Consider the following 366-nt stretch of genomic DNA (forward strand, 5'->3'; position numbering starts at 1 on the left):
GTCCCGCGCTACTCAGGATTACACTATGCTTCGTCTCGCTTCGAATACGGGGCTGTCACCCGCTGTGGCCGGCCTTTCCAGACCGTTCTTCTCACAAGATTTCTTGCAATGTCGTGGTCCTACAACCCCAACAATGCCGTAACACTGTTGGTTTGGGCTCTTCCCCGTTCGCTCGCCACTACTGGGGGAATCATTGTTATTTTCTTTTCCTGCAGGTACTAAGATGTTTCAGTTCCCTGCGTTAGCCCCTTACAAATGTAAGGTGATATCCCTTCAGGATACCGGGTTGTCCCATTCGGAGATTCACGGATCAAGGGTTATTTGCACCTCCCCGTGACTTTTCGCAGCTTATCACGTCCTTCATCG

The 366-nt window shown here is 51.1% G+C and carries 1 rRNA gene; it reads right to left on the reverse strand.

Going from position 1 to position 366, the window contains the following annotated elements:
• A 23S ribosomal RNA gene (locus H6A27_RS14670) occupies positions 1 to 366 on the reverse strand; the annotation flags it as partial.

This window comes from Bacteroides caecigallinarum (assembly GCF_016902295.1).
GTDB lineage: Bacteria > Bacteroidota > Bacteroidia > Bacteroidales > Bacteroidaceae > Phocaeicola > Phocaeicola caecigallinarum_A.